This is a genomic window from Noviherbaspirillum sp. ST9 (assembly GCF_048799745.1).
Taxonomy (GTDB): domain Bacteria; phylum Pseudomonadota; class Gammaproteobacteria; order Burkholderiales; family Burkholderiaceae_D; genus Noviherbaspirillum.
The window spans coordinates 1-773 of the sequence record NZ_JBLWFR010000065.1; the positions used below are offsets into that span (position 1 = coordinate 1).

1 protein-coding gene and 1 pseudogene are annotated in these 773 nt (G+C 67.7%); both read left to right on the forward strand.

Annotated features, from left to right (window positions below; all coding sequences use genetic code 11):
- A pseudogene (locus ACNOHI_RS24760) lies at nucleotides 1-460 on the forward strand (UDP-N-acetylglucosamine 1-carboxyvinyltransferase); the annotation flags it as partial.
- Between the two features lie 31 nt (nucleotides 461-491).
- Nucleotides 492-773: DUF2948 family protein (locus ACNOHI_RS24765; protein WP_420477390.1), on the forward strand; the 282-nt coding region annotated here is incomplete at its 3' end.

Here is a 773-nt window from a genome sequence, read left to right on the forward strand (position 1 = left end):
GACCCCCACCAATGATGGGATGATCATCCGCCGCAACGGATCGCGCCTGCAGGCGGTGAACGTTGAGACCGATCCCTATCCCGGGTTCGCCACGGACCTGCAAGCCCAGTTTATGGCGCTAATGACGCTGGCCCAGGGCGAGAGCGTGATCCGGGAGACCGTGTTCGAAAACCGCTTCATGCACGCCCCCGAGCTCGCCCGCCTCGGCGCCGATATCGCCGTGCATGGCGGCGAGGCGCGCGTCTATGGGGTGAAGGCCCTGAACGGCGCCCAGGTGATGGCCACCGACCTGCGCGCCTCGGTGAGTCTCGTCATCGCGGGTCTCGTCGCTCAGGGTGAGACGACGATAAGCCGCGTCTATCACCTGGACCGCGGCTTCGAACGCCTGGAAGAGAAGCTTTCCGCTTGCGGCGCGGAGATCCGCCGCCTCAAGGGCGAGCCGGACGAAATGGGAGAGTAAGGTAGTGGGCGAGGGGGCGCCGCTTCGACTGTTGGCTGAAGACGCCGAGGACCTCGGCGTGATCTCGGCCATGCTGCAGGACGCGGTCACGCGCCTGGGCGACATTCGCTACGAGCCCAAAGCGCGACGCCTGACCTTGACCTTGAACCGTTTGCAGCGCGAGGCGCATGGGTCAGCTCGGCGCGTGCGCTCCGGCTTGCAGTTCGGCGACGTGGCCGCCGTGCGTTCGCGCCGCCTGCGCCGCGACGCCCCGGAGGCTGTTGTAGCGTTGCTCACCGTGCGGTTTGAGGCGGACGAGCCCCCCGCGGGCAAG